The organism is Undibacterium sp. TC4M20W (assembly GCF_049340245.1).
Lineage (GTDB): Bacteria > Pseudomonadota > Gammaproteobacteria > Burkholderiales > Burkholderiaceae_D > Undibacterium.
Map to the genome: position 1 here is coordinate 43,570 of NZ_JBMPPI010000011.1, position 26,690 is coordinate 70,259.

Sequence of the window (26,690 nt, forward strand, 5' to 3'; positions counted from 1 at the left end):
ATCTTGCTCCTCAATCATTCGCCTTTTTCACGGTGGCCAGCAAACCCGCCGCTGCCACGAATACCCCACCCGAAAACTGGTTGAACATTTTTGCCTTGCCTTTGGAACGCAGCCACGGCCCCATGCGTTCGGCAAATACCGCATATAGCATCAGCACACTGAATTCAAAAAAGACAAAGGTGCTGCACAAGACCAGGAATTGCGGCAGCTTGGCTGCAGCCGGATTGATGAATTGCGGGAAGAAGGCGGTAAAGAACAGCAAGGCCTTGGGATTGCTGGCTCCGACCAGCATGCCTTTGACATACAGGCGCAGGCGGGTGCCGCGCAACTCGGTTTCTGTTGGCAAAACAAAATCACTGCTCTTGGCACGCAAGCTGCTGATACCCAGATAGAGCAAGTAAGCCACTCCGAGGTATTTGATAATGGTAAATACCAGCGCCGAGGTCGCCAGAATCGCACCTATGCCTATTGCCGAACAAGTCATGATGGCAATCAGGGAAGTGATATTCCCCAGCGCCGGGAACAGGGTCATGCGCGCACCGAAATTGATGCTGTTGGTGATACACATGAGTACGGCAGGGCCGGGTGTAATGGTTAATACCAGAACGGCAAGGACATACAGCAACCAGGTTTCTATAGACATGCGGGCTCCCTAAAGTAATTTGAATAAGCTCTCAGGGATATCTTAGTCGATTTCAGGGCAGGACACCTACCCTGAGGCTCAAGAAGCTTTGGCTACCTTGCGGGTTGCGGGCGTAGATGGCACAGAAGGTGCAGGTGGCATATAAGCTGCCCACTCCGGTTTTTGCTCTTTACCGCTATCGATGATGACCATATAGCGCCCGGCCCAGGGATTGTCCTGACGGTTTTTGTCGAGTACCCAGAATTTCTTGCCCTCTGCCACGCCTTGCATATAGTCTGCGTCCAGCACCGAGTAGCGGTCCAGCAAGAGATTCAAAGTACCTGGTATCCGTACACAGCCCTTGGATTGCACTGTACCCAGGCGTGATTCTAGTGCGCCGGGGTCGGTCGCATGCATTTGCAGGCGCATGTCGGCGATGATTTTATCGCCCCAGCCTTTTTTGGCTTTTTGCCAGCCAAAATCAAAGACACGCCTACCCTTGATGCCATAGCCACGTATGCCCTTGCTGTTTTTGCTGCCCTCGGCACGGTAATCAGGATTGGCCAGGCTATGCGCATATACCCCGACAGGGGTTTCAAAATGTTCGAAGCCTGGAGAGCGCCCTGTAGAAACAGGCGAAGCACCGATGAACTGGTATTGCCCTTCCTGGTCTAACCAGAACAACATCGCAACCTGGACCTTGGGGTTACGATCGACCAGCATAATATATTGAGAAGGCAGGCTGGTGATGCTGTTACTGCTGAGGGCGGTCGCCATCTGCTCTATATAAGATTGCAAGTCTTCTGGCGGCGGTTGTACCTGCTGCACCACGGTGCTGGCGTAGATGTCCTTGAGACTCAGGGCAGACTCCAGTGCTTGCGAGGGTGCGGCGAAAGCCAGTGCCACCGTCATGGCTATGGCAGGTTTAAGCAGGGATGAAAGCATCTTGAATGGGAAAAAAAGAATCTGTAGTCTATGCAATGAGGCCCCGGGGGCCTGTCCCTTTCAATATGCCGCAGTTTGATGGTCACAGACAAGTATAAACATCATGCTGGTATGCAAGGTGTTGCAGCTTTGACTCATCTCAAACACCTTCATGTCACAAATACTATATTGCATGTTTTACACAGGAGAACTCAGCCGTGAAATATATGAAATTAACTGCGCTATTACCCTTGTCATTTTTTCTCTGTCTAAACATGCCTGCATTGGCCATGGGCAGCAATTGTTCAAACAAGGACATTGCCTGCGTCACCGGTGGTATAGGTGCTACAGAAAGGGAAGAATTACAACAGCAGGCCGGGCAATACAATCTGTGGCTGCGCACTGCTGCCAATAAATCCGGCGCTTATCTGGCGGATATCAAAGTTATTGTGAGAGACGACAAAACCAAAGCCGTGCTGCTGACAACGACGCTGGATGGCCCCTGGTTATTCCTGAGCCTGCCCGAAGGCCGCTATGAAGTGGAGGCGCAATACCATGACAAGGCTAAACGTTCTGAGCAGATCGTCAAAAAGGTGACGGAAATCAAAAAAGGCAGCCAGCGGCAGATGATGATGTATTTCGAGGCCAGCAATGTCGGTGAACTGAATTACCAGCCTGCTCAGTAAAATAATGTGGTTTCAGTCCAGGTAAATCCTGGGCTTGTACACTTCCATAAAGTTCTCAGGCTTGCTCAGTGGCGTGAAACCAAACTTTTCATACAGGCCAGCGGCGGTACTGGTTGATAGCGTAAAGCGGCGCAACTTGCTGACTACCGGGTGTGCCATGACTTCTTCCATAAGCAATCTGGAAATACCCTTGCCGCGCATATCAGTGACAACAAATACATCGACAAGATTACCAAAGGTGGCCATGTCGGTAATGATGCGGCAAAAGCCCACCATGCGTTCTTGCTGGAAGATACTGAAACACAGGGAATTGCGCAGGGATTCCTCTACTACAGGTCGTGAGATACCTGTGGCCCAGCCACTTTCAGTCGTCAAAAATTGATGGACGAGGTCGATATCGATCTTGTCCTTGTCTGTGGTGATCCAGTATTCGTCAGCCTGTGTTGCGTTCATGCCTTTTTGTCCTCCTGTTTGGGTGCTTGAGAATCTTTCAAAAATGTACTGCCAGGTTCAGACCACTTAGCCACTTTCAAGTTCATTCAGATGGCTGGCCTACAGCACTGGCCAGGTAATTATTCTTGATGCGCACATAGTGCTCTGCCGAGTATTTGAAATAGCTGATTTCTTCTGCCGTCAGGGCGCGGACTTTGACTGCCGGGCGGCCTACATACAGGTAGCCGCTTTCCAGTACCTTGCCCGGTGGCACCAGGCTGCCAGCACCCAGCATGACATGCTTGTGGATAATGACATCATCCATGACGATGCTGCCCATGCCTATCAGGCATTCATCACCGATATTGCAGCCATGCAGGATGACGGAATGGGCTATCGTCACATAATCACCAATAATCAAAGGTGAACCAGCAGGCTTATTGGCATTCTTGTGCGAGACATGGCCCATGGCCAGGTCCTGGAAATTGCTGCTACGGCCTATGCGTATGTGATTGACATCGCCGCGCAAGACGGCATTGCACCAGACCGAACTATCCGGCCCGATTTGTACATCACCGATGATCTGGGCACTGGGGTGGATATAGCAATTTTCAGATACTTCAGGAAAGGTAGTCAGGTAAGGGCTGAGTGGCATGGTGCTGTATAGGGTTTGATAATCTTCTGAACAGCAATTTTAACTGATCACTAGCCCATGCTCATGTGGATAATCCATCAGATATCCACAGGATCAATTTCCACCGACCACCTGACCCGGCTTTTCATGGCGCGCAAATCTGCTATCCAGGCTTTGACAAAGGCTTGCAGCGCCGGGCGTGAGACTGATTCGACCAGCAATTGTGCCCTATCGACGTTAGCCACCCGCGTCATGGTCATGGGGATGGGGTCATTGATCATGATGCCCTGATGCTCGGTACAGAGCGCAGCTTCTTTCAAAAAGGCGATGGCAGTTTCCAGCTCTCTGGCTTCTGCCCGCAATAAAGCCTGGTACATGAAAGGCGGCATATGGGCTTGCTGCCGTTCGTCCAGCAAGTCTTTGGCAAAGTCAGGGTAATTGTGTGACATCAGCGCATGGTAGAGCGGATGATCGGGGTAGCGGGTTTGTACCAGCACCTCGGATGCATTGCCGCCTTCTTTTTGCGCCGCCCGCCCTGCCCGGCCTGCCACCTGCATGAGCTGGGCGAACAGGCGTTCACTGGCGCGGTAGTCTTGCGAGAACAGCGCAGCGTCCGGGTTCAGCGCTGCCACCAGAGTCAGGCGTTTGAAGTCATGCCCCTTGGCCACCATTTGCGTGCCTATCAGGATATCGACTTCACCGGCATGCACGCGTTCAAAAGCGGCGGCGGCACTGCCTTTGAGGCGGGTGGAGTCGGCATCGATGCGGAAAACCCTGGCCTCGGGGAACAGCAGGGCCAGGCTTTCTTCCATGCGCTGGGTGCCGCGACCCAGGGGTTGCAGGTCAATATTGCCGCAAGTCGGGCATGAGCGCGGTATGCGTTGTTCCAGGCCACAGTGATGGCAACGCAATCTATGGTCGCCTTTGTGCAAGACCAGATGGGCAGTGCAGCGCGTACAATTGCTGATCCAGCCGCAGGCATCACATGCCAGTACTGGTGCGTAACCGCGCCGGTTAAGGAACAGGAGTGATTGCTCACCCTTCTCAAGACGTAGTTTGATAGCACCTATCAGTCTTTGTGTCAGGCCTTCGCTGGGTTTTTCTCTTTCCAGGTTGATGATACGTATGATGGGTAAGACGGCGTGCTGAACTGCGCGCTCACGCAATTCCAGCAAGCGATAACGGCCAGTCTGCGCACCCTGCCAGCTTTCCAGCGAAGGCGTGGCAGAACCCAGTAAGATGGGTATCGACAGTTGGCGCGCCCGCCACACGGCAAGATCACGCGCAGAATAACGCAGGCCTTCCTGCTGCTTGTAGGACGGATCATGTTCTTCATCGATGATGATCAGCTTCAACCTGGGCAGGGATGCCAGCATGGCAAGGCGTGTGCCGAGTACGATGCGGGCACGTCCCGTATGTGCAGCCAGCCAGTGCAACATGCGTTCACCTTCTGCCATGCCACTGTGCAGGGTGGATAGCATCAGGCCGGGGAAACGGGCGCGGATATGGGATTCAAGCTGTGGCGTCAGGTTAATCTCTGGCACCAGGATCAAAATCTGGGCATCAGGCGTCTTTGCCAGTATTTTGGCGGCTGTCTGCAAATACACTTCCGTCTTGCCGCTGCCGGTTACCCCGAACAAGAGATGCGGGGCATAGCCTTCGGCATTGGCAACCGCATCCACCGCGGCCTGTTGCTCAGGATTCAATTGAGGCTCACCCAGCGGGCTGACATCAGCTTGCTCAGGCAATTTGGCCAGCTTCTTGATGGCGCGCTGCAGGGATACTGTCTTGATGGCTTTGAGGTTCTTGGGCAAGGCGGGTACAGCCACCTCACCTATGGGGCGCTGATAATACTCGGCAGCAAACTGGCATAGCGCCAGCCATTCCTTGTTCATGGCTGGCAGCTCATGCCTGACAGCAATGACGTCGCGCAGCTTGGCGGGCGGGACATCCGTCTCGTTCACCACGTCCATGATAAGGCCGACGACTTCCTGGCGGCCAAAGGGCACAGCAGCCAGTTGCCCGGGCTGGGGCAGGTTGGCAACAGCCCCTCCCTCTTCTTGTGCGGTCCACCGATAATCGAAGGTGCTGTCAAGTGGGGTATCGAGGGCTATGCGTAAATAAACTTGTTTCACGATCTAAGCCTGAACATGAAAATCGGCGCTAACTATTGATTTCATAAGGCTTTTTGACATATCCACAGTTTCTGTGGATAACTTTGTGGAGAAAGGTCTATTGACATCGGTTTTCGCTAGCGTTTACGGGGGTTTCCACAAAAAGCCCTGTCTCAGAGCCAAGAATTTAGTCGTTTAAAATCAATGACTTATAAAAAATGCTGGAAGACAAAAAAATATTTTTGAAAATATTTTTTGCCGCCCCGATTTTGTGCATAAGTGACAGAAAATGTGCATAGAAATGCAAAATTTTTCTGCCGCTAATCCATTGGTTTTCCACAGCTTTCAGGCTGGAAAAGCACGCCAGTACTATGTTTTGCAGAGCAACATGACGCAAAGACAAGCGTCTCAGCCACTTGTTGTTTTGCCAGTGCCTGAATATACAGACTTTGCCAGCGGCCTGACCAGAAACACTGGCTGGACCAGCCACTCTGCTATCAGTCCGTGGCGAAAAATCATGCTTATTTTATAAATAAATACCTGTCTTTAAGCAGACTGACGTTGCTGGCGACTGTATTCATGCACCGTTTCGACCAGCACGGTGACTGACTCAACCGGGGTAAATTGCGAAATCCCATGACCCAGGTTAAATACATGGCCATGCCCCGCCGCAGGCTTGCCATAACTATCCAGCGTAGCAATGACTTGCTTGCGGATTTGTTCAGGTTCAGCAAACAGTACTGCCGGGTCAAGATTACCCTGCAAGGCGACCTTGTCACCCACTTTGGCACGTGCCTGACCCAAATTCATGGTCCAGTCCAGTCCCAGAGCATCAGCACCAATATCCGCCAGTTGTTCCAGCCACAGACCACCGCCCTTGGTAAAAACAATGGCTGGAATGCGCTTGCCATCTTTTTCTTTTTGCAGCTGGCTGACGATATCGCGCATATAAGATAGCGAGAACTCTTGATAAGCCCCATCTGCCAGTGCACCGCCCCAGCTGTCAAAGATCATCACGGCCTGGGCACCGGCATCGATTTGTGCATTCAGATAGGTAGCAACAGCATCCGCATTGGTGCGCAAGATGTGATGCATGAGGTCTGGGCGCTTGTACATCATGCTCTTGACGGTATGAAAGTCGCGCGAACCCTGGCCTTCCACCATATAACAAGCCAGTGTCCATGGGCTGCCGGAAAAACCTATCAGCGGCACGCGGCCATCCAAAGCGGTGCGGATTTGCGTTACAGCATCAAATACATATTGCAGGCTGCCTGCTTCTGGCACTTTGAGTGCCATGACATCTTTTTCATCTTTTAGCGGGCGTTCAAACTTAGGGCCTTCGCCTTCTTCAAAGTACAGGCCCAGGCCCATCGCATCTGGCACAGTCAAAATATCAGAGAACAGAATGGCAGCATCCAGGCCATAACGGTCTATCGGTTGCAAAGTCACTTCAGTGGCGAAACCAGGGTTCTTGGCCAGGCTCAGGAAAGAACCCGCACCTTTGCGGGTGGCGCGGTATTCTGGCAAATAACGGCCAGCCTGACGCATCAGCCACAAGGGTGTGTAATCAGTTTCCTGGCGCAACAAGGCTCTCAGGAAGGTGTCGTTTTTGAGTGGGGCAAAATTCATGGACATAAGTGCTTTCGGTGACGCTGCGTGCATCTGCTTATCTACTGACATTGTCAAACTACGCAAGCTATTGCTGTGTAAGCGACATTATCGCCTATGCGCGCAGGATAGGCATCTGATCTGCAACAAGTGGCGCAATTTTCAGCAAAATTTCCAGTAATAAACTGTGGATAACTTTGTGGATAGAAATGACAGAATGCCAGTTTACTGATTTATTTTAAATTCGGTTAACAGGATTATTCTGTAAGTCATTGATTTTATTGGGAAGGAATACCAGTTTATGAAAAATTCCCGTTTTTTAGCATAAATCGCGTGCAAACGAAATTGTGCATAAGTACCAAAGCTTTATTATTTTTCTTGACGATTTTGCAGAAATGTTTTCGCTAATTCTTCTGCCCAAATACTGACGCCAAGTGCTGACGGATGGTAGCCATCTTCTGCCATCTGGCGCACATCTTGAAGATTTGCGATAAACGGCAAATGCAAAACCCGTTGCCGGGACGCTGCCATCTCGCGGTTTATTTGATCCAGCGCACGCGCCTTCATGCCCAAAATCTGGCGCAAAGGAGCGGGCAAAGCGGGAAAAACCTGCATCGGCGGCACGCCCGCCAATACGATAAGACCACTTGGTTTTAGCAACACCTGCAATTCGTCCAGCAAGCTTTGCAACTCTGCGCGGTAACTATTAACCGCGCAAAAGCTGGTCGTATCATTGACACCAAAAGCGACCAGAATGAGATCCCACGCTGGCGATGCATGGCCTTGTGCCTGACGAAACGCAGGCAAAACTTGTCTGGCCCATGAGAGGCGTGCGCCGTTTTGCCCCAAAGCCTGCCATTCCACAGCAGTATCAAGTTTGCCAGCCAGGGCTTTGGCCAATTGTGCCGTGATGGATTCTTTATAATTTGCAACGCCAACTCCGGCAACCGGTGACTCGCCTATACCCAGAACCCGCAAGTTATCCACAGAAAGATGGGCAGGAGCCCACAGCCCATATGTCTGGTCACTGGCTTCGGGCAAGCGCGGTGTCACCGCACGGGTGCGCCGCCCTTGCCAGGCCAGCAAGGGATATAAGGCTGCAGCAATCAGTTCAGGCCAGTAGTTGAATTTACTATTGGAATTGGACTTCACCTTGGCTTGACCTTCATTCCACCTTGAGTTTGCTGTATTCAGGATTACTAGGTGGGTATTTGAGTTTCAGGCTTAGCAGTTTTTCTTGCACAATGCTGGCAATGACGAGGTTGCGCTGGGTCTTGGAGTCCGACGGCACGGCATACCAGGGCGCATGATCGGCGTCTGTTGCCTGCAAGGCATCCTCATAGGCTTCTTGATATGCGTCCCAGTATTTGCGCTCTACCAGATCCTGGGGATCGAATTTCCAATGTTTTTCAGGATCAGCCAGGCGCTCTTCCAGCCTGACTTTTTGCTCGGCCTTGGAAATATGCAGGAAAAATTTCAAGATCACCGTCCCCGTCTCGGCCAGCATACGTTCAAAATCGCGTATCTGCGCATAACGGCGCTTGCATTCCGCCTGGTCTATCCAGTCATGTACGCGGGTAATCAACACATCTTCATAATGACTGCGGTTGAAGATGGTAATTTCGCCCTTGCCCGGCAATTCTTTATGGATGCGCCACAAGTAATCATGATTTTTTTCATCGGTACTGGGGGCTTTGAAAGCCACCGTGCGGGCTCCCAGGGGATTGATTTGCCCGAACACACCTTTGACCGTGCCATCTTTACCAGAAGTATCCATACCCTGCAGGATGATCAATAGCTTGCGGTCATGAGCAGCGTACAAAACATTTTGCAGGTCAGAAATTTCTTCTGCGAGTTTTAAGGTTGCCAGTTTGTCGGCGGCCTTGTCTGCATTTTTTTCAGTGGCGGCCGTACCCACCAGCTTTTTATTGGCATTAGCATCCTTGACCTGAAAACCTTTACCTACCCGAAACAAGTCCGCAACTGTCATTCAAGTCTCCAATCAATATTGTTTAGCTTACAAAAAATAGATCTCAAAATTAGAGATAATGTTTTGATGATAATATGAAAAGTGCCGCATACCCTAGCAAGACTACAAATGCTTTCAACAGGCTGACACTGTTTGTGTGGCATACATCGCCAACTCATTGCACATGATACGAAAGAAAACTTATTATCTGGCCGCATTGTTATTGCCCATAGCCCTGAGCTTACGCAGTGTCGCATGCGCGCAATTCGGCGTGTTGCGCGAATTATCGCGCTTTCTGATTGGATCTCTGTTCATTGGTGGCATACCGTATTTACTGACGCTGCTGGTGTTCAGCATTGCTTTTTTTCGTCTGGATGAAAACAAGTTTGTTTTCTACTGCCATTTTGCACCGTTCGTCATGGCGCTGGCATTTGGTGTTAGTGCTGCGGTCATTATGATGATCAACGAAAGGCGCATCTATATCGCTGACCTGTTCTATCTGTTTATGATAGGCGGCTTATACGGCCTGCTGGTAGGGTATTTCTATGTATTGCTGGCGGCGATCATTTTCAAACTGCTCAAGTCGATAAAATTGATCTACGTGGAGCCACACCGGGCTTTTTATGAATAATCACCTTACCCTGAACATGACTGATTTTTTTACTCCACATAGAATAATGCGTTTCCGCAAATGGATAGCTGCTTTTTCATTGGCGGCGGCCTTGCCCGCTTGTGCTACGGCTGACGACAAGATTATTACGATTACCACCCATACCAATTTAGTCGCAGACAGTGCCAAGGGGGTGGAATTCTCAGCTGCATCAAAAGCATTGAATCTGCTGATCAAGGAGGGTAAATTTGAAGAGGCAGACAGAAAAGCGAAAGAAAATTGCCGGTCTTATGAATCCATCTTTGACAGCAGCAAAAAGCAATTCTCTTTCCAGACGACTCAAGAATTTGAGGAATTCAGCAAAGCCAGCAAACTGGATTTTGAATGGATAGAATGGGGTTATAAAAACTGCCTGCAAGTCCAGGCCTTTGTTGCGGTTGAAAGAAGGGATTTGCAACAGGCCTTGTCCATGCTCAGAAAAGTGGAATATCTGGCCCCGGTTTCTGCTGGCACCTCGGTAGAAATTGGCTATGTCTTGAATCAGCTGGCCAAGCCAACGGAAGCCTTGCAAACCTATCGTCATGCTCACGAATTGAGCAAACAATATTACTCACAGCGCCCTTACCTGGCGATGTCCCTGCGCGGCATAGGATTTTCTTTGATAGAGCTTAAGCAGCTCGATGAGGCAGAAAAAGCTTTTCAGGAATCCCTGCAAATCGAACCTGAAAATAAACTGGCGCAAAACGAACTTGCCTACATACAGCAATTGCGATCAGCAAAGCAAACTCAGACACGGTAAAGATGTTCTATCTTGATGCACCTGTCCATCACTACTTTAATACCTGCTGCTTCGGCTCTGGCAGCAGCAGCTTCATTGATGATGCCTGACTGCATCCACAGATAAGGCGCGGCTATCTGTATGGCCTCTTCCACAATCGGCGGAATATCAGCCGCATTGCGAAAGCAATCGACAATATCGATACGGTGTTCTGCTGCGGCAGTGATCAGGTCAGGGTAACAATGTTCTCCCAGTATCATATTCCCAGCCTCACGCGGATTGACCGGGATGATGCGATAGTCATGCGCCTGCAGATAGGCCGCCACGCCATAACTGGGGCGGGAAGTTTTTGACGACAGACCAACGACGGCGATGGTTTTACTTTTGCTCAGTATCTCGGCAATCAAGTCGTGTTCCACAGGCATGGGCAGTTCCAGTATTGGTCCAGTTTGACAGCTTGGAAAAACAAAAAGGCAGCCTGAGCTGCCTTTCCATTGTACTGCTTTCGTCGCGAAAAAATTTCGCAGCGAAATTAACGCTTTTGACGCAATCTTTGTATCGCTGCCAATTGGGCGATCGCGGATGCCAGTTCTGCCTGTGCTTGCGCATAGTCAATCTTGGAATCACGATTAACCAAAGCTTGTTCTGCCAGTCTCTTGGCTTCGCTGGCTTTGGCTTCGTCCAGATCGTGACCGCGAATCGCTGTATCGGCCAAAACTGTCACTGCATTCGGTTGCACTTCAAGCAGGCCACCGGCGACGAATACGAATTCGTCTTCGGCTTTGCCCGGAACCTTGATGCGCACCGCGCCCGGCTTGATGCGGGTAATCAGTGGTGTATGTTTCGGATAGATACCCAATTCACCAGCCTCACCCGGCAACGCGACGAATTCGGCTTCACCGGAGAAGATCAGCTCTTCTGCAGAAACCACGTCAACGTGAATAGTGTGTGCCATGTTGGACCCTTATTATTCGCTCAAAAAAGCTATGGTGCAGTCAATATCAACTGCACCGCCAGTGCGCTTAATTAATTAAGCAGCAGCCAGTTTTTTCGCTTTTTCGATTGCTTCGTCGATAGTACCTACCATGTAGAACGCTTGTTCTGGCAAGTGATCGAGTTCGCCGGAAGCGATCATTTTGAAACCACGAATCGTTTCTTTCAAGGAAACGTATTTACCTGGAGCACCGGTAAACACTTCAGCAACGTGGAAAGGCTGAGACAGGAAACGCTGCATCTTACGTGCACGTGCAACCAGCAGTTTGTCTTCAGGAGCCAATTCATCCATACCCAGAATCGCGATAATGTCACGCAATTCTTTGTAGCGCTGCAAAGTACCTTGAACAGCGCGGGCTGTCTCATAGTGCTCTACACCAACCACTTGTGGGTCCAGCTGACGGGATGTTGAATCCAGTGGATCAACCGCAGGGTAGATACCCAGGGAAGCGATGTCACGGGACAGAACAACGGTGGAATCCAAGTGAGCAAACGTAGTTGCAGGAGATGGATCGGTCAAGTCATCCGCTGGAACATATACGGCCTGAATGGACGTAATGGAACCAGTTTTAGTGGAAGTAATACGCTCTTGCAGACGGCCCATTTCTTCAGCCAGAGTAGGTTGATAACCCACAGCGGAAGGCATACGACCCAGCAAAGCGGATACTTCAGTACCGGCCAGTGTGTAACGGTAGATGTTATCCACGAAGAACAAAACGTCTTTGCCTTCGTCACGGAAACCTTCAGCAATCGTCAAACCTGTCAGAGCAACGCGCAGACGGTTACCTGGTGGTTCATTCATCTGACCATACACCATCGCAACTTTGGAGTTTTCTGGATTTTCCAGATCAACCACTTTTGCGTCAGCCATTTCGTGGTAGAAGTCATTACCCTCACGAGTACGCTCACCCACACCGGCAAACACGGACAAACCGCTGTGTGCCTTGGCGATGTTGTTGATCAGTTCCATCATGTTGACGGTCTTGCCCACACCCGCACCACCGAACAGACCGACCTTACCACCTTTAGCGAATGGGCAAACCAGATCAATAACTTTGATACCGGTTTCCAGCAATTCCTGGGATGGGGACAGTTCGTCGTATGCAGGGGCTTTACGGTGGATGGATGCTGTCTGCTCACGGCTGACAGGACCACATTCATCGATAGGGTTACCCAGTACGTCCATGATGCGGCCCAGCGTTGCTTTGCCGGTTGGTACCATGATAGGTTTGCCAGTGTTGGAAATAATCATGCCGCGACGCAGACCATCAGAAGTACCCAGAGCAATGGTACGGACAATGCCGTCACCCAATTGCTGCTGAACTTCCAATGTCAGCTCGGAGCCTTCCATTTTCAAGGCGTCATAAATCTTAGGCATCGCGTCGCGTGGAAATTCAACGTCCACAACAGCGCCGATACACTGAACGATTTTGCCATTAGCCATGTTCGTTCCTTCTTAATATTTAAATTCAGTTTAGACCGCTGCCGCGCCGGCGACGATCTCGGAGAGCTCTTTGGTAATGGCGGCTTGACGGGTTTTGTTATAAACCAGTTTCAGTTCGCCAATCACGTTACCTGCGTTATCAGTTGCTGATTTCATCGCCACCATACGGGCCGATTGTTCAGATGCCATGTTTTCCGCTACGGCCTGGAAAATCAGTGCTTCTACATAACGTATCAACAATTCATCAATCACGGTTGCAGCATCTGGTTCATACAGATAATCCCAGGTATGGGCATTTTTATCTGTCGCCAGTTTGTCCGCTGTCAGGGGCAACAACTGCTCCATCACCGGCTCTTGCTTCATGGTGTTGATAAATCTTGTATAACTCAGGTAAACCGCATCCAGCTTGCCTTCCTGATACGCGTCCAGCAAAACTTTGACTGGACCTATCAGTTTGTCGAGGTGAGGAGTGTCGCCCAATTGTGTGACATGGGAAACCACTTGCGCACCTACGCGATTCAGGAAGCCGAGACCTTTATTACCAATTGCGACCGCTTCTATCTTTGAACCCTTACCTTCGAGTTCACGCATTTTGCTGGTGACCAGACGCAACACGTTGGTGTTGAGACCGCCACACAAACCTTTATCTGTCGTTACAACAATCACGCCAACTTTCTTGGACAGATCTTGTTGCACCATAAAAGGATGCGTGTACTCTGGGTTGGCCTGTGACAAGTTAGCCGTAATCGTACGAATCTTTTCACTGTACGGGCGAGCCGCACGCATCCGGTCTTGCGCTTTACGCATTTTGGATGCAGCGACCATTTCCATCGCCTTCGTGATCTTCTTCGTATTTTCTACGCTTTTGATCTTGCCACGTATCTCTTTGCCTGCAGCCATGAGTATTGACTCCTTCTAGCTACAGTAAATTAATAGGCGCCGGATTTTTTGAAATCAGCAATTGCGGCAGCCATGGCAGCTTCGCCATCTTTGTCCAGTTGCTTGGTTTCTTCGATCTTCTGCAGCAATGCTGCATGGCTCGTTTTCATGAAATTGTGCACGCCTGCTTCGAATGCCAGCACTTGCTTGACCGGTACATCATCCAGGAAGCCTTTGTTCACGGAGAACAATGTAACGGCCATCAGGGAGATGGACAGTGGAGCGTATTGAGCTTGCTTCAACAATTCAGTAACGCGGGCACCACGATCGAGCTGCTTGCGTGTTACTTCATCGAGGTCAGAAGCGAACTGGGCAAACGCTGCCAATTCACGGTACTGTGCCAAGTCATTACGGATACCGCCGGACAAGTTTTTGATAACTTTAGTCTGAGCAGCACCACCAACGCGGGAAACCGAGATACCAGCGTTAATCGCTGGACGGATACCTGCATTGAACAAGGATGTTTCCAGGAAGATCTGACCGTCAGTAATCGAAATTACGTTGGTAGGAACGAACGCGGAAACGTCACCAGCCTGAGTTTCAATGATAGGCAATGCTGTCAAAGAACCTGTTTTACCTTTAACTTCACCTTTGGTGAAAGCTTCAACGTAGTCTGGGTTAACGCGTGCTGCACGTTCCAGCAAACGGCTGTGCAAATAGAATACGTCACCTGGGTAAGCTTCGCGGCCTGGTGGACGGCGCAGCAACAGGGAAACCTGACGGTAAGCAACAGCTTGTTTGGACAGATCATCATAAATGATCAGTGCATCTTGACCGCGGTCACGGAAGTATTCGCCCATCGCGCAACCGGAGTATGCGGATACGTATTGCATCGCTGCAGATTCAGCAGCAGTAGCAGCAACAACGATGGTGTATTCCATGGCGCCGTGTGCTTCGAGAGCGCGCACAACGTTTTTAACGGAAGAAGCTTTTTGACCAATCGCTACATAGATACATGTAACGTTTTGACCTTTTTGATTGATCACGGCATCGATCGCAACAGCTGTTTTACCAGTTTGACGATCGCCAATGATCAATTCGCGCTGACCACGGCCAACCGGTACCATGGAGTCGATAGACTTCAGGCCAGTTTGCATAGGTTCAGAAACGGATTGACGTGCAATAACGCCAGGCGCAATCTTTTCGATAGGCGCGGACAGTTTTGCATTGATAGGACCTTTGCCATCGATAGGCTGACCCAGCGCGTTAACTACACGACCACGCAGTTCAGGACCGATAGGCACTTCCAGAATACGGCCGGTACATTTAACTGTATCGCCTTCGGAGATGTGTTCGTAGTCACCCAGGATAACGGCACCAACGGAATCACGTTCCAGGTTCAGCGCCAGACCAAATGTGTTGCCTGGGAATTCCAGCATCTCACCTTGCATCGCGTCAGACAGACCGTGAATGCGGCAGATACCGTCGGTAACGGAGATAACCGTACCTTGATTGCGAATCTCAGCTGTGTCGCCAAGGCCTTGAATCCGGCTCTTGATCAACTCGCTGATTTCAGATGGGTTGAGTTGCATACTAACTCCTAATATTTATTACGTTCTTACGCGGTCAGGGCGACGTGCATTTTCTGCAGCTTCGCGCGTACCGACGTGTCGAGCACCTGATCACCAACCACGATGCGTACACCACCGATCAAAGAGGAATCCACTTTGACTGTAGGGTGCAACTTGCGGCCAAATTTCTTTTCCAACAGCGCTGAGAGCTCGCTCAACTGAGCTGCCGTCATATCAAATGCGCTGGTTACTTCTGCATCTGCAGCGCCTTCGTGGGCGTTTTTCAGAGCGTGGAACTGGAAAGCGATTTCGGGCAACAAAGTCAGGCGGTCATAGTCAGCAAGTGTGTTGATGAAGTTTTTCGCTTCAGCAGTCACTGGAGATTTGATCGCAGACAAGAAAATCTCAGCTTTTTGATCAGCCGAGACTTTAGGGTTGTGTGCAAGAGCTTGTACATCGGGATGCGCACCTACCTGTGCCATTTCGGTAACCAGGTCCGACCAGGCGGACAGGTTACCGGCTTGGGCAACACGAAACAGCGCTTCTGCGTAAGGACGAGCGATCGTTGCGATTTCGGCCATGATTACAGCTCGGTTTTCAGTTGGTTCAACAGATCAGCGTGAGCAGATGCGTTGACTTCACGTTTCAGAATTTGTTCTGCGCCTTTGACTGCCAGAGTGGCAACCTGGTCGCGCAATTCTTCGCGTGCTTTAGTCACTTGATTTTCAGCATCCGCTTTTGCTGCAGCAATAATGCGGGCAGCTTCAGCAGCAGCAGTGTTGCGAGCTTCTTCAACGATCAGAGCAGCGCGTTTTTCTGCGTTGATGATATGTGTTTTGCTCTCTTCACCAGCAGCAGCCAATTGAGCCTGCACGCGCTTTTCAGCAGCTTGCATTTCCAACTTGCCTTTATCAGCAGCAGCCAAACCGTCTGCAATGCGCTTCATGCGCTCATCGATCGCACCAATCACTGGTGGCCAGATGAATTTTGCAGTCACCAAAGCCAGGATGAAAAACACCCCAGCCTGATACCACATAGATAGATTCAGATTCACTTTAGTTTCCTTATCAAATTAATCGTTCCGCAGGCCAGAGACCTGCGGTAGAAAAAGGAAAGCTATTAGCCTTTGAATGGGTTTGCAGTTGCGAAGAACATGGCGATACCAACACCGATAATGAACGCAGCATCGATCAGACCAGCCAACAACAGCATTTTACCTTGCAGTTTGTCCATCAATTCTGGTTGACGAGCAGACGCTTCCAGATATTTACCACCCATCATAGCGATACCGATACAAGCACCCAAAGCGCCCAAACCGATGATCAAACCACAAGCCAATGCAACGAAAGCGACGTTAGTCATGAGAAAACTCCTAGAAAGTTAAAATTAAAATACCAAAATCAAAAAACTAAAACCAAAACTAAAACCAAAAAACTTCAAAACTTAATTAATGCGCTTCGTGAGCCTGACCCATGTACACCAGAGTCAACATCATGAAAATAAAGGCTTGCAGAGGCACGATTAGGATGTGGAAGATGGACCAGGCAGAACCCAGTACCAAATGACCAATACCGCCGAAGATGGAATCGGAAGCACCCAGCAAAGCTGCAATCAACAGGAACAACAATTCGCCGGCAAACATGTTGCCGAACAACCGCATACCAAGCGAGAAAGTTTTCGCTGCGTATTCAACCAGATTCAATGCCAGATTGAAAGGGAAGAGCATAGGACCAAACGGTGCGCTGAACAATTCCTTGATGAAACCGCCCACGCCTTTGATCTTGAAGCTGTAATACATCATCAGGCAGAAAATACCGATGGAGATACCGAGAGTACCGTTCAAGTCAGCAGTGGGAACCACGCGGTGAGGCATTTCATGATCCAGGCCAAACGCCGGGAACAGCCATTGAGAGAACAGATCAACTGGCAGGAAATCCAGGGAGTTCATCAATACCACCCAGACAAATACCGACAAGGCCATAGGAGCGATGAAGCTGGTGTTGCCGTGAACGATGCTTTTTGCATTGTTGTCGACCATCTCGATCAGCATTTCTACTGCGCACTGGAAACGGCCAGGTACGCCGGAAGTTGCCTTGCGTGCTGCCATGTACATAATGATAGTACCGAGCAAGCCGCAAGCGACTGACCAGATAACCGTATCAATATTGACATACGACATGTCCCACAGGGACGTTTGTGCCTGATGGCCGTGGTTTGTCAAATGCCCAAGGTGATGGGCTATATATTCTGACGGAGTGACTTGTTCAGCTGAGCTCATGATCAGTGCCTAAAGAGTAAAATGAAATAACTTTTCAGTACGACGATGAAGGCGATCAAAAAGGCCGGCCAGTTGACATCGGGGTACCAGAAGACAACCGCTGCCATCAGCGCGACTGTCGATATAACTTTGAAAAATTCACCGATGAAAAAACTCATCGGATTTGCTCCTCCAGGCCTCCGGGCGCTCATAGTCAGGCGCAACGCGAACAAGGCATTTGGGATCGCACAGGATAATCCACCGAACAGGGCAGACAATCCGTAAGAAATATTGCCGAAAATTCCAGCAAGCAAGCCCGCAACCAGCGCTGCTACCAGTTGCAGCAGTATGATGCGTGCCATGCTTCCCTCATTTATCCAGGACTTGCGCAAAATAGCAGCAATGGATCAAACCCATCACCAGCCCCAATACCCAGTTTTGCACTGTGTTCATCAGGGGCTTTGCTGGACTATCTTGCGTAAGTCCTACAATTTTATAAATATGACAGTTGAATTTGACTGGCTTGCCACTATATAACCGGGCAGCGCAAATCCTCGCCAATCAAAACCACGGAATTATACGTGGTAGTGCGTAATAACGTCAAACGTTTGATGCATAAGGCTAAATGTTTGGTGCATTGTCTGAAAACCCTTCATTAATGCGCCATTTTGGTGCTTTTTTTATTATTGTACTGGCTGTCCCGTTTTTGCTGTTTTTGCAATCAACGCGCTCAACCATTCCTGGCCTTGCTTCCAGCTACCCAGACCAGATTCGCCATTGATATGGCCTTTTGCACCAATCAGGTGCAGCTCGGCTCCCCAATTTTTTGCCCAGGCTTGTGCAATTGACACATCGCACCATGGGTCATCACTGGATGCTACCACGGTAACCGGGAAGGGAAACCTGGCCAGCGGCATGGGATTGAAAGTGGGTACGGGGAAATTTTCCCGCCCGACATTCGGCGGTGCCACCAGGAATGCTGCCTTGACTTTGCTTTTATCTGCCACGTCCGGCATGCCGGACACCAGCCACCAGGCAGTTAAAGCACAACCCATGCTGTGCGCCACCAGCACCACTTCGTCATCAACCGCATTAATGGCTGCTGACAAAGTGGCAACCCACACATCCTTGACCGGATGATCCCAGTCTTGTTGCTCTACTCTTTTTACATTTGGCAATTCGGCTTCCCAGCGTGTTTGCCAGTGGCCGGGGCCGGAGCTATACAGGCCGGGTAAAGTCAGTATCTGCATGGGCTGAATCTTTTTACTGTCCACGTATCTTTAAAATGATGCCATCCAGACTATCAAGGTCGGCAAAATCGATCAGCATCTGCCCCCTGCCCTTGCTGCCTAATTTAAGGGCAACCTGGGTCGCCAGCAAATCGGATAACTCTTCTTCAAGACGGGTAATGTCGCGGGATTTTTCTGCCTTGTCGCGCGGCTTGCCATTCGCACTCATCTCAGCCGTGGTCTTGGCAACCAGTTTTTCTGCTTCACGGACAGACATGCGTTTGGCGACGATCTGGTTGGCCAGCTGTATCTGGGTGGCGGCATCGGTGACCAGCAGCGAACGGGCATGGCCCATGTCGATGTCACCGGCCATCAGCATGGTTTGTACCGGCTTGGCCAGATTCAACAAGCGCAGCAGGTTGGATACCGCACTGCGTGAGCGCCCTACTGCATTGGCTGCCTGCTCATGGGTAAACGAGAAATCCGTGATCAGCCTGTGTATGCCCTGGGCTTCTTCGAGGGGATTCAGGTCTTCACGCTGCATGTTCTCGATGAGAGCCATGGCGGCGGCGGCCTGGTCATCGACATCCTTGACCAGTACCGGCACTTCTTCCATGCCCGCCATTTGCGAGGCGCGGAAACGGCGTTCACCGGCAATGATTTCGTAACGGGTTACGCCATTGTTTTGTCCTATCGGGCGAACCAGGATAGGTTGCATCAAACCCTGGGCCTTGATGGAGGCAGCCAACTCGGCCAGTGCGCCCTCGTCCATGCGGGTACGGGGTTGGTACTTACCAGCTTGCATTTGTGCAACGTTGAGGCTGGTAGGGGCACCAGTAACGGTAGGTACGGCTTCGGCAAAGTCAGCGGCACCGCCAAGCAAGGCGTCCAGGCCACGGCCCAGACCTTTTTGTTTTTTGATCGACATACTTATTTTTCCAGTTGTTTAATTCTTTCCACCATCTCTGCACCAAAGGCGATATAGGCTTGCGCCCCTTTGGATGCAGGATCAAACACCACGCCGGGGATACCGTAAGATGGTGCTTCTGCCAGACGCACATTACGCGGGATCAGGGTCTTGAAGACCTTGTCGCCAAAATGCTGCTCGAGCTGGTCAGAGACTTGTTGCGACAGCGTCATGCGCGGGTCAAACATCACGCGCAACAGGCCGACTATCTTCAAGTCAGGATTCAGGTTGGCGGAGACTTTCTTGATCGTATTGGCCAGATCAGATAAACCTTCCAGCGCATAGTATTCACACTGCATGGGGATGATCACGCCATGCGCAGCGCACAGGCCATTCAAAGTCAGCAGCGACAAGGCTGGCGGACAATCGATGAGGATGAAGTCATAGTCAGCATCGACCTTGGCCAGAGCTTCACGCAGGCGCTTGTCGCGGTTGTCCAGCGAGACCATTTCCACTTCGGCACCAGCCAGCTCACGATTGGCGGGCAAGACATCAAAGCGGCCAGATTCAGAACGCAGCTTGGCGGTGGTCACATCTGACATACCGAGCAAGACTTCATAAATGGAAGCGGTCAGCTTTGCCTTGTTGATACCTGCTCCCATGGTGGCATTACCCTGGGGGTCGAGATCAACCAGTAAGACGCGTTGATCGAGTTTCGCCAGGCCTGCGGCGAGATTGACGGTAGTTGTGGTTTTACCCACGCCACCTTTTTGGTTTGCTACACAAAAGATTTTTGCCATAGAGGTTTCCGTGAAATCAGGCCTGGGTTTTCTTGATAAAGACGAGGTGACGTTCTGCCTGCAAGCCAGGCACCGTCAAGGCTTGCAACTTATCCACATGCCAGCCAGCGGGCAGGCTGTGTATTTCCTGTGTCGGTTCTACGCCCTTCATGGCGATAAACTGGCCGCCGTCTGCCAGCAGATGTCCCGACCAGTTGACGAAATTGGCTAACTCAGAAAATGCGCGTGAAGTGATGACGTCAAAGGCGTCTTTGACCTGCAAGGCTTCTACCCTGCCGGTATGGACAGTAACATTCTTCAAACCCAGCTCAGTCTTGGCCTGGGTCAAAAAGGCAGTCTTTTTACTGACCGTATCTATCATGGACACCTTGGCCTGTGGATAAGTAATCGCCAGCATCATACCGGGCAAACCGCCACCAGCACCCACATCCAGTATATTTTTTGCATCCTTGAATGCCGGAGCCGCAGAAAGCGAATCCAGCAAATGTTGCCTGACCATTTCTTTGGGGTCGCGGATCGCCGTCAAGTTATACACAGAGTTCCATTTTGATAATAATATCAAATAAGCAATCATGTTATCAATTTGATCATTATTTAAATCCAGTGCCAATTCCTCAACACCGCTTGCCAGCATCGCTCTTAACTGTGTTTGTTCCACGTGAATCATACGGCCCTGCCCTCGATTAACTTCTTATTTTTCATTTCAGTTTTATTCTTCGTTTTAATTTCTTGTGCTTGCAGGCATACTCATACCAAAGCGCTTGCAAAAACACGCCTGCAATCTGATGTTCCACGTGAATCAATCTGCTGGGGTTTCAGCAACCGCCTCAGCCACTGCATCAGCACTCGCCATAAACTCTTTAAAACCGCGCTTCTTCAGATGTACCAAAAGCAGGGAAATTGCTGCAGGCGTCACGCCAGAAATACGGCCACACTGACCCAGGCTTTCAGGCTGATGCTTGTTCAGCTTTTGCCTGACTTCGATCGAAAGCCCATTGACTTCCATATAGTCAAAAGCCACCGGCATTTTGAGGTTTTCAAAATGTGCATGGCGCTCAACTTCTTTGGCCTGCCTGTCGATGTAGCCGGCATATTTGACCTGTATCTCCACCTGCTCGCGTACATGTGGATCGAGCACACCTGGCCCCGCCAACTCCTGCCCTTCCACACCTTGCAAACTCATGAGGCTTTCATAAGTCACTTGAGGGCGGCGCAACAAATCAGCGAGGGAATATTCACGCTCCAGGGCCTTGCCAACGACACGCTCAGCTTCGACATCTGCGAGGATGCGGGGGTTGACCCAGGTCGAACGCAGCCTTTCCATTTCACGTGAAACACTTTCACGCTTTTCTTCAAACTGCTGCCATTGCGCATCGCTAACGCAACCGAGTTGACGACCTATCTCGGTCAGGCGCATATCGGCATTATCTTCACGCAAGCTCAGGCGGAATTCAGCACGGCTAGTGAACATGCGGTAAGGCTCTTGCACACCCTTGGTAATCAGGTCATCCACTAACACACCTAGATAAGCTTCATCACGGCGTGGCACCCAGGCGTCTTTACCCTGGGTTTTCAGTGCGGCATTCAGGCCAGCTAACATACCCTGGGCTGCTGCTTCTTCGTAACCTGTGGTGCCATTGATTTGACCAGCAAAGAACAGGCCTTCAATCTGGCGGGTTTCCAGCGATGATTTCAAACCACGCGGATCAAAGTAATCATATTCAATCGCATAGCCAGGGCGCAGGATGTAAGCGTTTTCCATACCGCGCATGGAACGCACCAAGTCCAGCTGCACATCAAAAGGCAGGCTGGTAGAGATACCGTTAGGGTAAAACTCATTCGTCGTCAGGCCTTCTGGCTCCAGGAAAATCTGGTGTGATTCCTTGCTGGCGAAGCGGTGTATCTTGTCTTCTATCGATGGGCAATATCGTGGCCCCACCCCTTCAATGACACCCGTGTACATCGGGCTGCGGTCCAGGCCAGCACGGATAATATCGTGGGTTTTTTCATTGGTATGGGTAATCCAGCATGGCAACTGCCTTGGATGCATACTGGTGTTACCCATATACGAGAACACTGGCACAGGATCAAGATCACCTGGCTGCTCTTGCATCAGTGAAAAATCGATGCTGCGACCGTCTATACGTGGTGGCGTACCTGTCTTCAAACGACCTTGTGGCAGCGCGAGTTCTTTCAAACGCGCAGACAAAGATATCGCTGGCGGGTCACCGGCACGGCCTGCCGAATAGTTATTCAAGCCCACATGGATCTTCCCATCAAGGAAAGTACCTGCTGTCAACACGACTGCGCGGGCGCGAAACCTGATACCAACTTGGGTCACCGCACCGACTACACGATTACCTTCGACCAGCAAATCATCGACTGCCTGCTGGAATAACCACAGATTAGGCTGATTTTCCAGACGACTACGGATAGCCTGTTTGTACAAGATACGGTCAGCCTGAGCACGGGTCGCACGTACAGCAGGGCCCTTGGATGAATTCAGGATACGGAATTGTATGCCCGCTTCATCAGTGGCAATCGCCATGGCGCCGCCCATGGCATCGACCTCTTTAACCAGATGGCCCTTGCCTATCCCACCTATGGATGGATTGCAAGACATCTGACCCAGGGTCTCGATATTGTGGGTCAACAACAGTGTGGACTGCCCCATACGGGCAGCGGCAAGCGCAGCTTCGGTACCGGCGTGACCGCCGCCGACGACGATAACATCGAATTCTTTTGGATAAAACATGGTGGATTTCTGAGAAACTTGGGACGGGAGGCACGATTATAGTTTGTTTTGCGCGTAAACTTTTGTAGAACTAAAGATTCTCTTTTTATTTAGAACTATGTTTCACGTGAAACATGCGCATCTGGGCATAAATAATGGGACCGAAGTCCCATTATTACAGCCTGATTGTTTCACGTGAAACACTGTTATTTGATGAAGGCATCATAGGTAGTCTTGAAGATAAGCGCGATAACTACCACCAGGAATATCTTGCGAACAAATGTAGCGCCATGTTTTATTGCTAAATGACTACCTAAAATAGAACCACCGACACCGCATACAGCCATGGCTAAACCGAGCATCCAAAGAACATGCCCGCTGTATCCAAACCAAATCAGAGCTGCCGCATTACATGCAACGTTGAGAACTTTAGCCACAGCAGTTGCTCTGTCGAATTTATAACCAAAGAAGCGGACGAATATAAACATCAAAAAGCTACCTGTGCCCGGCCCAAAAAAACCATCATAAAAGCCAATTCCGGCACCAACCAGCATAGCCATATAAACTTCCTTTGACCCTGAAAACACCGGATTACTATCCGCTCCAAATTCCTTTTTCTTAAACGTATAGACAGCTACGCCTAGTAAGATAAAGGGTAAGGCCTTGCGCAAATAGGTTGGCGGTATGTGGGTGACCAGGAAAGCCCCGGCAAATGAAAACAGGAAAGCCATCAAGGCAGCGGGCGCAACCATGGCCCAACGCAATCTGACATTCCTCATATAGCGCGTCGCAGCCACCGTCGTCCCCCAGATACCTGCCATCTTATTGGTGCCCAGCAAGGTGGCAGGAGCCGTCCCTGGCATAAAAGAAAACAAGGCGGGAACCTGTATCAAGCCACCGCCACCGACGATGGAATCAACAAAACCAGCAAAGAAGGCCGCCAGGGCTAAAAGAAAAATATCCATATTGAGCGCGTTTGATTGGTAATGGGAGGCCATCATGTTGCCTCAAGAAAATAACTCAAGCAGCAAACATGGCACAGATAACTTATACAGAAGCAAGCTGTGGGCAACAAGGTACAGGCCGTGCCATAACAGTTGCAGCACGGCTTTTCCGGTTTGACTGGCAGAGACAAATCAGACAAGATGCAAATCCGGTGTAATCAATCTGTCGCTATTTGTCTTTCACAAGGATCAACGCAATGAAGATTTCCCTTTCTCTGGTGTTTGCAGCAAGTATCTTGTTCAGTAACAGCAGCAAGGCGCAAGCTGAAATCGAGATCCCCTTATGGCAAAACGGCGCGCCCGGTCTGCAACATCAGCAGGCAGAGGCGGCAGAAGACCGGCATGAAACTGGCCGCCTCGACCGCTACCTCAGCTATGTCAGCAAACCTACGCTGACCATTTATCCGGCCCCAGCGGACAAGGCAACTGGCACAGCAGTGCTGGTCGTACCAGGCGGTGGCTTCCGTTATGTCTGCATAGACAAGGAAGGCATAGAAGCCGCGCACTGGCTGAATGCCCAGGGCATCACCGCCGCCGTACTCAAATACCGCACCCTCGCACTGGATACCGAGCGTAACTGGAAAGCCATACAGCCCCTGACAGCAGACACCAGCCGCGCCATGCGCGTACTACGACAACATGCAGCAGACTGGAAAATCGACAGCAAGAAGATAGGCGTACTCGGTTTCTCTGCTGGCGGTGTCATGGCCCTGCAACTGTTGATGGATCAGGATGAAGGCAACTCAGGCGCTGCCGATGCCGCAGAAAAATTGGGCAACCGCGCAGACTTTATCGCCCTGGTATATACCGGTGTGCCCGGTGGAAAAATCCCAAAGGCAAGCAAGAACACCCCGCCCGTATTCATAGTCCATGCCTCGGACGATCCCAAAGCCCCACCAGTAGTCGCCGCAAAAATCTATCAGCAATTACTGGAAGGCGGTGCCCAGGCAGAACTGCATGCCTTCCGTCGTGGCGACCATGGCTTTGGCATGACACCTGCCAGCGGCAGCGTGCGCAACTGGACCAGCCTGTATGCCGACTGGATGCGCGACCTGAAGCTGTTGGACAAATAACATTGCTCGCAAAGTCCTTAAGGCCAGCATGTGCTAAGGTAGATATCCCTACAACGAGCTAAGAACCTGTTTACGATCTGTAGCGAGCGAGCGTCAGCGGGGTCATGGTAACAAAACGCAGCGCAAAAAGCGGAATGTACTCTAGTACATGAGCATTTTGAGCAGCACATGAGCCCCCGCATTAATTCCTGTTGCGCTCGCGCAGTAAGATCGAAAACAGGTTCTAAATGAAAATGAGATAAAGATGAATGACTTTGAATTCAGAACCGTCCCCAGCCTGATCAGCCAAACCGGTGCAGCCACGCGCCTGGGCAAAATCATACGCCAGGAATTTCCAGCGATTAGCCATGTACTGCTGGTGACCGATGCTGGTTTCCTGCGTACCGGCCTGGTCCAGCCTGTCATTGACAGCCTGGAAACGGAACAACTCAAAGTCAGTATTTTCTCCGATGTGATTGCCGACCCACCAGAAGCCATCGTCTTGCAGGCAGTAGCCAATGCCCGTGACCTGCAAGTCGAACTGGTGGTTGGCCTCGGCGGCGGCAGCTCCATGGATGTGGCCAAACTCATCGCCATCCTGGCGGGCAGCGATCAGAGTCTGGCTACCATGTATGGCATAGGCAATGTCAAAGGCAAGCGCCTGCCATTGATACAAATCCCGACCACCGCCGGTACCGGGTCTGAAGTCACCCCTATCTCCATCGTCACCACCGGAGCGACCACCAAGATGGGCGTGGTCGCTCCACAACTGTATGCCGACATCGCCATTCTCGATGCACAATTGACTACCGGCTTGCCCGCCAAGGTCACTGCTGCCACCGGCATTGATGCCATGGTGCACGCGATAGAGGCTTATACGACCAAGCATAAAAAGAACCCGCTGTCCGACATGCTGGCAGTGCAGGCTTTGAAATTGCTGTGGAACAATATCGACGAAGCCTGCAGCAATGGCAGCAATCTGGCAGCACGCCAGGCCATGTTACTCGGTGCCATGCTGGCCGGGCAGTCTTTTGCCAATGCACCTTGCGCGGCAGTGCATGCGCTGGCCTATCCGGTAGGCGGCATCTTCCATGTCCCCCATGGTTTATCGAACTCCCTGGTCTTGCCACACGTGCTGCGTTTCAATGCCAGCCACGCGGCTGAACTGTACGCAGAACTGGCCGCCATCATCGCGCCAGAAGCCACAGGCACGGCAGAGCAGCGTTGCCACGCCATGATCAAGGCCATGGAAGACCTGGCGGTGCGGGTAGGCATAGAAACCCGCCTGAGCCAGGTAGGTATCACCGAGAAAGACCTGGACCAGCTCGCCAGCGACGCCATGTTGCAAACACGTCTGCTGGGTAATAATCCACGTGAAGTGACGAAGGAAGATGCCAGGGCAATTTACGCAGCAGCTTTGTAAGTAACAAGGATAAGTTAAGG

At 50.9% G+C, this 26,690-nt stretch carries 30 protein-coding genes; 6 read left to right on the forward strand and 24 right to left on the reverse strand.

Translation table 11 applies throughout. From position 1 onward, the window contains the following. Nucleotides 1-10: 10 nt before the first annotated feature. Both ACO0LL_RS15000 and ACO0LL_RS15005 read right to left on the reverse strand, forming a co-directional pair. Nucleotides 11-643: a LysE family translocator gene (locus tag ACO0LL_RS15000; protein WP_422951655.1), complete on the reverse strand. Its 633-nt coding sequence runs from the start codon at nt 641-643 to the stop codon at nt 11-13. A 78-nt stretch (nt 644-721) separates the two neighbouring features. Continuing rightward, nucleotides 722-1,567: a L,D-transpeptidase gene (locus ACO0LL_RS15005; RefSeq protein WP_422951656.1), complete on the reverse strand. Its 846-nt coding sequence runs from the start codon at nt 1,565-1,567 to the stop codon at nt 722-724. 254 nt (nt 1,568-1,821) lie between these two features. Between ACO0LL_RS15005 and ACO0LL_RS15010 the strand changes: the two genes are divergently transcribed. Then, entirely contained in the window at nt 1,822-2,232 is a 411-nt protein-coding gene (locus ACO0LL_RS15010; protein WP_422951657.1) for a hypothetical protein, read from the forward strand. A gap of 12 nt (nt 2,233-2,244) precedes the next feature. Here ACO0LL_RS15010 and ACO0LL_RS15015 read toward each other — a convergent pair whose 3' ends face one another. The 3 genes from ACO0LL_RS15015 to ACO0LL_RS15025 form a co-directional block, all read right to left on the reverse strand. After that, a complete protein-coding gene (locus tag ACO0LL_RS15015; RefSeq protein ID WP_422951658.1) occupies nt 2,245-2,685 on the reverse strand; it encodes a GNAT family N-acetyltransferase in 441 nt (146 codons plus the stop codon). An 82-nt stretch (nt 2,686-2,767) separates the two neighbouring features. Beyond that, nucleotides 2,768-3,319, reverse strand: coding sequence for a gamma carbonic anhydrase family protein (locus ACO0LL_RS15020; RefSeq protein ID WP_422951659.1), 552 nt, complete (start codon nt 3,317-3,319; stop codon nt 2,768-2,770). A gap of 77 nt (nt 3,320-3,396) precedes the next feature. Continuing rightward, on the reverse strand, nt 3,397-5,433 hold the full coding sequence (locus ACO0LL_RS15025) for a primosomal protein N' (protein ID WP_422951660.1): 2,037 nt from the start codon (nt 5,431-5,433) through the stop codon (nt 3,397-3,399). Between the two features lie 280 nt (nt 5,434-5,713). On the opposite strand from ACO0LL_RS15025, the gene ACO0LL_RS15030 reads away from it, so the two are divergent. Then, nucleotides 5,714-5,944, forward strand: a complete 231-nt coding sequence (locus ACO0LL_RS15030) for a hypothetical protein (protein WP_422951661.1) — start codon at nt 5,714-5,716, stop codon at nt 5,942-5,944. 14 nt (nt 5,945-5,958) lie between these two features. On the opposite strand, the gene hemE is transcribed toward ACO0LL_RS15030, so the two are convergent. The 3 genes from hemE to ACO0LL_RS15045 form a co-directional block, all read right to left on the reverse strand. Then, entirely contained in the window at nt 5,959-7,047 is a 1,089-nt protein-coding gene (gene hemE, locus ACO0LL_RS15035; protein WP_422951662.1) for a uroporphyrinogen decarboxylase, read from the reverse strand. 342 nt (nt 7,048-7,389) lie between these two features. Further along, nucleotides 7,390-8,172 (reverse strand): SGNH/GDSL hydrolase family protein, encoded by a 783-nt coding sequence (locus ACO0LL_RS15040; RefSeq protein ID WP_422951663.1) that lies wholly within the window; start codon nt 8,170-8,172, stop codon nt 7,390-7,392. Between the two features lie 13 nt (nt 8,173-8,185). Beyond that, the gene (locus ACO0LL_RS15045) at nt 8,186-9,010 is read right to left on the reverse strand and encodes a PPK2 family polyphosphate kinase (RefSeq protein WP_422951664.1); all 825 of its coding nucleotides are present in this window, start codon (nt 9,008-9,010) and stop codon (nt 8,186-8,188) included. A gap of 163 nt (nt 9,011-9,173) precedes the next feature. Here ACO0LL_RS15045 and ACO0LL_RS15050 point away from each other — a divergent pair, with 163 nt between their 5' ends. Together ACO0LL_RS15050 and ACO0LL_RS15055 are read left to right on the forward strand one after the other, a co-directional pair. Beyond that, nucleotides 9,174-9,620: a hypothetical protein gene (locus ACO0LL_RS15050; RefSeq protein ID WP_422951665.1), complete on the forward strand. Its 447-nt coding sequence runs from the start codon at nt 9,174-9,176 to the stop codon at nt 9,618-9,620. 46 nt (nt 9,621-9,666) lie between these two features. Further along, nucleotides 9,667-10,398 (forward strand): tetratricopeptide repeat protein, encoded by a 732-nt coding sequence (locus tag ACO0LL_RS15055; RefSeq protein WP_422951666.1) that lies wholly within the window; start codon nt 9,667-9,669, stop codon nt 10,396-10,398. Here the strand turns inward: ACO0LL_RS15055 and ACO0LL_RS15060 are convergent. From ACO0LL_RS15060 to ACO0LL_RS15135, 16 genes are all read right to left on the reverse strand, one after another. Beyond that, nucleotides 10,386-10,802 (reverse strand): CoA-binding protein, encoded by a 417-nt coding sequence (locus tag ACO0LL_RS15060; RefSeq protein WP_422951667.1) that lies wholly within the window; start codon nt 10,800-10,802, stop codon nt 10,386-10,388. The genes ACO0LL_RS15055 and ACO0LL_RS15060 overlap by 13 nt on opposite strands. Before the next feature lie 107 nt (nt 10,803-10,909). Then, nucleotides 10,910-11,332 (reverse strand): F0F1 ATP synthase subunit epsilon, encoded by a 423-nt coding sequence (locus ACO0LL_RS15065; RefSeq protein WP_422951668.1) that lies wholly within the window; start codon nt 11,330-11,332, stop codon nt 10,910-10,912. A 75-nt stretch (nt 11,333-11,407) separates the two neighbouring features. Further along, entirely contained in the window at nt 11,408-12,814 is a 1,407-nt protein-coding gene (atpD, locus tag ACO0LL_RS15070; RefSeq protein ID WP_422951669.1) for a F0F1 ATP synthase subunit beta, read from the reverse strand. Between the two features lie 30 nt (nt 12,815-12,844). Then, nucleotides 12,845-13,714 (reverse strand): F0F1 ATP synthase subunit gamma, encoded by an 870-nt coding sequence (atpG, locus tag ACO0LL_RS15075; protein WP_422951670.1) that lies wholly within the window; start codon nt 13,712-13,714, stop codon nt 12,845-12,847. A 29-nt stretch (nt 13,715-13,743) separates the two neighbouring features. Further along, nucleotides 13,744-15,285 carry a F0F1 ATP synthase subunit alpha gene (atpA, locus tag ACO0LL_RS15080; RefSeq protein ID WP_162044016.1) on the reverse strand — a complete coding sequence of 514 codons (1,542 nt, stop codon included), beginning with the start codon at nt 15,283-15,285 and terminating at the stop codon, nt 13,744-13,746. A 26-nt stretch (nt 15,286-15,311) separates the two neighbouring features. Further along, nucleotides 15,312-15,845: a F0F1 ATP synthase subunit delta gene (locus ACO0LL_RS15085; RefSeq protein WP_422951671.1), complete on the reverse strand. Its 534-nt coding sequence runs from the start codon at nt 15,843-15,845 to the stop codon at nt 15,312-15,314. Nucleotides 15,846-15,847: 2 nt separating this feature from the next. Continuing rightward, on the reverse strand, nt 15,848-16,318 hold the full coding sequence (locus ACO0LL_RS15090) for a F0F1 ATP synthase subunit B (protein WP_422951672.1): 471 nt from the start codon (nt 16,316-16,318) through the stop codon (nt 15,848-15,850). Nucleotides 16,319-16,383: 65 nt separating this feature from the next. Continuing rightward, nucleotides 16,384-16,626 carry a F0F1 ATP synthase subunit C gene (gene atpE, locus ACO0LL_RS15095; RefSeq protein WP_186917574.1) on the reverse strand — a complete coding sequence of 81 codons (243 nt, stop codon included), beginning with the start codon at nt 16,624-16,626 and terminating at the stop codon, nt 16,384-16,386. A gap of 85 nt (nt 16,627-16,711) precedes the next feature. After that, nucleotides 16,712-17,542 carry a F0F1 ATP synthase subunit A gene (gene atpB / locus ACO0LL_RS15100; protein WP_422951673.1) on the reverse strand — a complete coding sequence of 277 codons (831 nt, stop codon included), beginning with the start codon at nt 17,540-17,542 and terminating at the stop codon, nt 16,712-16,714. A 2-nt stretch (nt 17,543-17,544) separates the two neighbouring features. Further along, entirely contained in the window at nt 17,545-17,883 is a 339-nt protein-coding gene (locus ACO0LL_RS15105) for an ATP synthase subunit I (RefSeq protein WP_162044020.1), read from the reverse strand. A gap of 321 nt (nt 17,884-18,204) precedes the next feature. Next, nucleotides 18,205-18,771: an RBBP9/YdeN family alpha/beta hydrolase gene (locus ACO0LL_RS15110; protein ID WP_422951674.1), complete on the reverse strand. Its 567-nt coding sequence runs from the start codon at nt 18,769-18,771 to the stop codon at nt 18,205-18,207. Between the two features lie 13 nt (nt 18,772-18,784). Further along, nucleotides 18,785-19,678, reverse strand: a complete 894-nt coding sequence (locus ACO0LL_RS15115; RefSeq protein ID WP_422951675.1) for a ParB/RepB/Spo0J family partition protein — start codon at nt 19,676-19,678, stop codon at nt 18,785-18,787. Nucleotides 19,679-19,680: 2 nt separating this feature from the next. Continuing rightward, on the reverse strand, nt 19,681-20,457 hold the full coding sequence (locus ACO0LL_RS15120; protein WP_186954433.1) for a ParA family protein: 777 nt from the start codon (nt 20,455-20,457) through the stop codon (nt 19,681-19,683). Between the two features lie 16 nt (nt 20,458-20,473). Then, complete coding sequence (gene rsmG, locus ACO0LL_RS15125) at nt 20,474-21,124, reverse strand: 16S rRNA (guanine(527)-N(7))-methyltransferase RsmG (protein ID WP_422951676.1); 651 nt, start codon at nt 21,122-21,124, stop codon at nt 20,474-20,476. Between the two features lie 132 nt (nt 21,125-21,256). Then, nucleotides 21,257-23,212 carry a tRNA uridine-5-carboxymethylaminomethyl(34) synthesis enzyme MnmG gene (gene mnmG, locus ACO0LL_RS15130; protein ID WP_422951677.1) on the reverse strand — a complete coding sequence of 652 codons (1,956 nt, stop codon included), beginning with the start codon at nt 23,210-23,212 and terminating at the stop codon, nt 21,257-21,259. 185 nt (nt 23,213-23,397) lie between these two features. After that, nucleotides 23,398-24,189, reverse strand: coding sequence for a sulfite exporter TauE/SafE family protein (locus ACO0LL_RS15135; RefSeq protein WP_422951678.1), 792 nt, complete (start codon nt 24,187-24,189; stop codon nt 23,398-23,400). A 203-nt stretch (nt 24,190-24,392) separates the two neighbouring features. Here ACO0LL_RS15135 and ACO0LL_RS15140 point away from each other — a divergent pair, with 203 nt between their 5' ends. Then, nucleotides 24,393-25,268: an alpha/beta hydrolase gene (locus tag ACO0LL_RS15140; RefSeq protein ID WP_422951679.1), complete on the forward strand. Its 876-nt coding sequence runs from the start codon at nt 24,393-24,395 to the stop codon at nt 25,266-25,268. Nucleotides 25,269-25,512: 244 nt separating this feature from the next. Then, nucleotides 25,513-26,670: an iron-containing alcohol dehydrogenase gene (locus tag ACO0LL_RS15145; protein ID WP_422951680.1), complete on the forward strand. Its 1,158-nt coding sequence runs from the start codon at nt 25,513-25,515 to the stop codon at nt 26,668-26,670. Nucleotides 26,671-26,690: the final 20 nt, after the last annotated feature.